At 34.4% G+C, this 5,407-nt stretch carries 3 protein-coding genes; all 3 read left to right on the top strand.

Going from position 1 to position 5,407, the window contains the following annotated elements; translation table 11 throughout:
- Positions 1 to 286, top strand: a 286-nt coding sequence (locus tag ACNQGO_RS15235) for an OmpA family protein (protein WP_417985796.1), incomplete at its 5' end; no start/stop codon positions are given.
- Between the two features lie 662 nt (positions 287 to 948).
- A complete protein-coding gene (locus tag ACNQGO_RS15230; protein WP_417947343.1) occupies positions 949 to 4,977 on the top strand; it encodes an HYR-like domain-containing protein in 4,029 nt (1,342 codons plus the stop codon).
- A gap of 157 nt (positions 4,978 to 5,134) precedes the next feature.
- Positions 5,135 to 5,407 (top strand): PorP/SprF family type IX secretion system membrane protein (locus ACNQGO_RS15225; protein ID WP_417985795.1); only part of this gene is annotated, 273 nt, incomplete at its 3' end.

Genomic DNA, 5,407 nt, shown 5'->3' with positions numbered 1-5,407 from the left:
TTTAGAAAAAATATTAGATGTTTTGAATCAGAATCCAACCATGAAAATTGACATCCGATCTCATACGGATAGCAGACAAACATTCAAATACAATGAAGCACTATCGCAAAGAAGAGCCAAAGCTACCATCGACTGGCTGGTTAAAAATGGTATTAATTCCAATCGATTAACCGGTAAAGGATACGGCGAAACACAACTCGTAAACAAATGTGCTGATAATGTTACTTGCTCAGAAGAGGAGCATCAACTAAACAGAAGAAGCGAATTTATTATTATAGATTTGTAAGTGAATTAAAAGAATTAATTCAAATAATGATAACCTCGGGAGCTTTACTCTCGAGGTTATTTTTTATAAAATACTTTCATTATTACATGATGGTTTACTTAATGCCATTAAAGTGTAAAAAAATAAAATTAAACTCCCTAAATTACTAGAATTCAATTTGTTAAAAAATAATAAATCAACTGTTAATGTTTTTAATTAAAAATTAAATTTTTCTTAAATAAAATACATTTAAACGAGTTTTTAGGTTAATGATAGATAAAAAAAATCAATCCTAATAATTGTTCTTAATTTTAATTTTATAATCTAAGACTTTGTTTTTAAATGCTTTAGAAATAAAATAATTCTTTAAGATAAAACATTTATTTAGATAAATTATTTAAACAAATGTTTCCAAAATTTTATATCTAATGCTTGGAACTTTTTATAAAATTATTTCAAACCTGATAATCACAAATAAATCATTTCACTATTTATATTAACTTTTATAAATTATTATGTTTAAAATACTCTTGAAAAATTTAAAAAAGATTTTTTTTTAACATCTCAAATACTGTCAAATCATGAATAAAATTACTTTAAAAATAAGCAAAAAAATATATTTTATTCTTTTTCTATTAGTTTCCCTCAATTCATATTCACAAATACCAAAATTCACAACACCTATGTTAATATCTGGAACCGATAAAACAGTCGGTGCCAAATATCGTTATCCCGCTGTTACCAATGTTGATGGAACTGATGTCGATGCTATTGTTACCATTGTTAAAATAACCAATGCTACAATTGTTGATGTTGATAATCTGAATAATGGAGGAGGAAGTCTAAAAGATAGATTTCAACCTGTGATTAGTACGTCTCAAGTCAACGGAAATGTTGAATTTCAATTTACGTTCTATAAAGGAGGAACATTTAACACAGCACAACAATTAAAAATTGATTTAAGCTCTTTTATTTTAGAAGTTCTTGATTTGGACGGAAATGAATTTTTTGATGTTGCAAGACCTAATAACGAAAACTATACACTTGAATCTAAGAGTTTTATAACCGTTAGCACAATAACGCCATATACTAGGTTTCAAGGACCGAGCAATTCGGTTGACCCTATAAGCATCGCAAATACACGTTACATAGCTGCTATTAATTTTGGAACTCTCCATGCAATAAACTTTCGACTTGGCAATAGCAGTCGGTCTAGTAATAGACAAAGTTCAATAAGTTTTGGGGAAGTACGTTTTACTATTCCTAAAGCGCCCATAGCAAATGATGATTCTAGTTTATGTAAATTGTATGGTTCAGTAACTCAAGATGTGACCACTAACGATGTCGATTCGAATCAAAATATAGATAAAGTAACCGTAGATTTAAATCCATCTCAGTTTGGAATTCAAACTTCCTTAACGGTATTAGGACAGGGAACTTGGTCTATTAACTCCAGTGGAATAGTAACTTTTGTTCCGTTAGCTATTTTTAAAAATAATCCAACCCCTATTAATTATACCATTAAAGATTTAACTGGATTAATATCAAACGAGGCTAAAATAACGATCACATTTGTGCCAAATCAACCAACAAGTAACGGTAATATTTCTGAATGTGAAGCAACACCAATACAGACACTAAATGCAAATACTGCTTTATCATCAACTACTGGTATAACTTGGTATGATTCCGCAACGAATGGAAATATTGTTTCAAATCCTACTTTAAAAACTGTGGACTCGATAACTTATTATGCAGAATATTCAAATGGTACCTGTTCAAGTTTAAATAGAACAGCTGTTAAATTAACAATTACACCCGCAATCGCTTTTACTGCAACTCCTACTCAACCCAAATGTTTTGGTGAAAAAGGATCCGTAGTATTAAGCACACCAACTGGGGGAACTGGAACTATTACTTTCAATGCAACTGCTACAACTAATTTAGCTGCCGGAAATCATACCTACACCGCTACTGATGCTAACGGTTGTTCTAAATCAATAACGGTTACTATTAAAGCGGCTCCTACTGAAATCGCTTGCTCTATATCAGGTTCAGATGGGCCATTATGTCCTTCTTCAACTTTTAACAACTATTCAGCTCCAATTAGTGGTAATTATGAATGGAGTATTTCAGGAAATGGACTAATTGCGGGAAGTACAAATTCTCAATCTGTTTCTGTAACTGCTAGTGCTGGTTGTAATTCAACATTTTTATTGTCACTAATCATTACTGGTGCCAATGGATGTATTTCGACCTGTACAAAAATTGTTACAGTAGTGGATGATACATTACCGATTGTAACTACGGCCGAAGCGTCTTTAAATCAAACACTTCAATGCAACGATAGAGCAGGCATAACTGCTGCTTTAGCCTTATCGCCCGCCGCTACCGATAATTGTGTGCTTGCCCCAACTAAAATTTTAGTGAGTGATGTTACGACAGCCGATGCTAATTGTGCTAATGCTTACGTGAGAGTACGTACTTGGAATTTTACTGACGGTTGTGCAAACACTTCAGCTAATTTTGTACAAACGATTACTGTCATTGACAATACTACTCCAACTTGGTCTACTCTAACAACAGCCTTAAACACTACTCTAGAATGCAGTAATACTGAAGCATTAGCCAGAGCTCAAGCGGCCTTCCCTATTGCTACTGATTTATGTGATGCTACCGTTACTAATATCAGCAAAGTAAGCGGTGCTTTTGTAGCGTCTGAATCTTGTGCTAATGCAGGAACGTACACCAACACTTGGACTGTAGTTGATGGTTGTGGAAATACTTCTGAAGTCTTTACTCAAGTGATTACTATTCAAGATACAACAGCGCCTACATGGTCTACTGCTGCTACTGCTTTAAATACGACTGTTGAATGCAGTAATACTGAAGCTTTAGCTTCTGCCCAAGCGGCCTTCCCTATTGCTACTGATTTATGCGATGCTACTGTTATAAATATCAGCAAAGTAAGTGGTGCTTTTGTAGCCTCTGAATCTTGTGCTAATGCAGGAACGTACACCAACACTTGGACTGTAGTTGATGATTGTGGAAATACTTCTGAAGTCTTTACTCAAATCATTACCATTCAAGATACAACAGCGCCTACGTGGTCAACCGCTGCTACTGCTTTAAATACGACTGTTGAATGTAGTAATGCTGAAGCACTAGCCACAGCTCAAACAGCTTTCCCTATTGCTACTGATTTATGTGATGCTACTGTTGCTAATATCAGCAAAGTAAGCGGTGTTTTTATAGCGTCTGAATCTTGTGCTAATGCAGGAACTTATACCAACACTTGGACTGTAGCTGATGATTGTGGAAATACTTCTGAAGTCTTTACTCAAATCATTACCATTCAAGATACAACAGCGCCTACCTGGTCAACCGCTGCTACTGCCTTAAATACTACTCTAGAATGCAGTAATGCTGAAGCATTAGCCAAAGCTCAAGCGGCCTTCCCTACTGCTACTGATTTGTGCGATGCTACTGTTACTAATATCAGCAAAGTAAGTGGTGCTTTTGTAGCGTCTGAATCTTGTGCTAATGCTGGAACTTACACCAACACTTGGACTGCAGCTGATGATTGTGGAAATACTTCTGAAGTCTTTACTCAAATCATTACCATTCAAGATACTACAGCGCCTGTTATTACTACTTTACCTGCTGTTTCAACTATCTCTTGTGCTGCAATTTTAGAGTTTGCAGTGGCAACTGCAACTGATAATTGTGGTGCAGATGTAAAATTGACTTCTGTTGATGTGACTACTCGCGGGGATTGTGCTGGCTCCTATTCAGTTACCAGAACTTGGACGTCTACTGATACTTGCGGAAATAAAACGACAGCGACTCAAACGATTAATGTGATAGATAAAACAGGACCAACTACCAACACTGCTTTTACAACACCTCTTAATGTAAATTGTGATGCGATTCCAGCTAAACCTGATCTTATATTTGTGGATAATTGCTCAACTGTCTCTACTCCTATTTTTACTGAAAACATCATAAACCGAACAGATAACTCGTATTCTATTGTTAGAAAATGGTTGGTATCTGACACTTGTGGAAATACTTCTGATTTTACTCAAATTATCAATGTCACTATTGCCAATAGCAACGTTTTAATAAACAACGCGATCTGTAATGATGGGAATTCTACAACAACCGATTTGAATAATTTATTACCTGCCGGAATTTCTATTAATAGTGGAGCTTGGATCGATATTAATAGTTCAGGTGGATTACTAGGAAACTTATTTAACGCTATTGGGCTTCCAATAGGAGATTACAACTTTGAATATAAAGTAAATGACACTACTTGTCCACGTACAATTAGAGTAATTATAACAGTGAACACTGGTTGTGGCGGAACTGTATTGTCTTGTGGATCTGTAGTAGTTCACAACGCATTCTCTCCAAATGGTGATGGAATTAATGAAAAATTCGTAATCGATAATATTGATGATACTGTTTGTTATCCAGATAATACAGTAGAGATTTACAACCGATGGGGAGTATTAGTATATGAAACTAAAGGATATAATAATACGAGTAATGCTTTTGAAGGTATTTCTGTTGGTAGATCTATTATTCAACAATCTACTGGATTACCAACTGGAACATATTTTTACATCTTGAGTTATACATCTCTTGACGGTACAGGGAAAACTATAACCAACAAAAAAGACGGATATTTATACTTATCCAAATAAATAATCTAATACCTGAGGATTTTTTATCCTCAGGTATTTTTAAAATTCTATCTTTAGCACGTTTAATGAAAAATAATCCTACAGAAATTTAACAAATAGTCAAGCTGGATTATTTTGAAAGAAATCTCTAGCTTATCCGAAACAATAAATATCTACTATGAAAACAAAATTATTTTCTTTCGTTTTGATGTTTACAGCCTTTGTAAATTATGCACAACAAGATGCTCAATTTACTCAATACATGTACAACACCATCAATATTAATCCTGCCTATGCCGGATCAAGAGGCGCTTTCAGTATTTTTGCGCTACACCGTACACAGTGGGTAGGACTAGATGGAGCTCCTGTTACCAATGTTGCCTCTGTCAATACTCCATTAAACGAAAGTAATTTAGGTTTAGGAGTGACTATAATTAATGATAAAATTGGA

The sequence above is a fragment of the Flavobacterium frigidum genome, assembly GCF_048286735.1.
Lineage (GTDB): Bacteria > Bacteroidota > Bacteroidia > Flavobacteriales > Flavobacteriaceae > Flavobacterium.
This window is presented reverse-complemented; position numbering and strand designations above follow the sequence as displayed.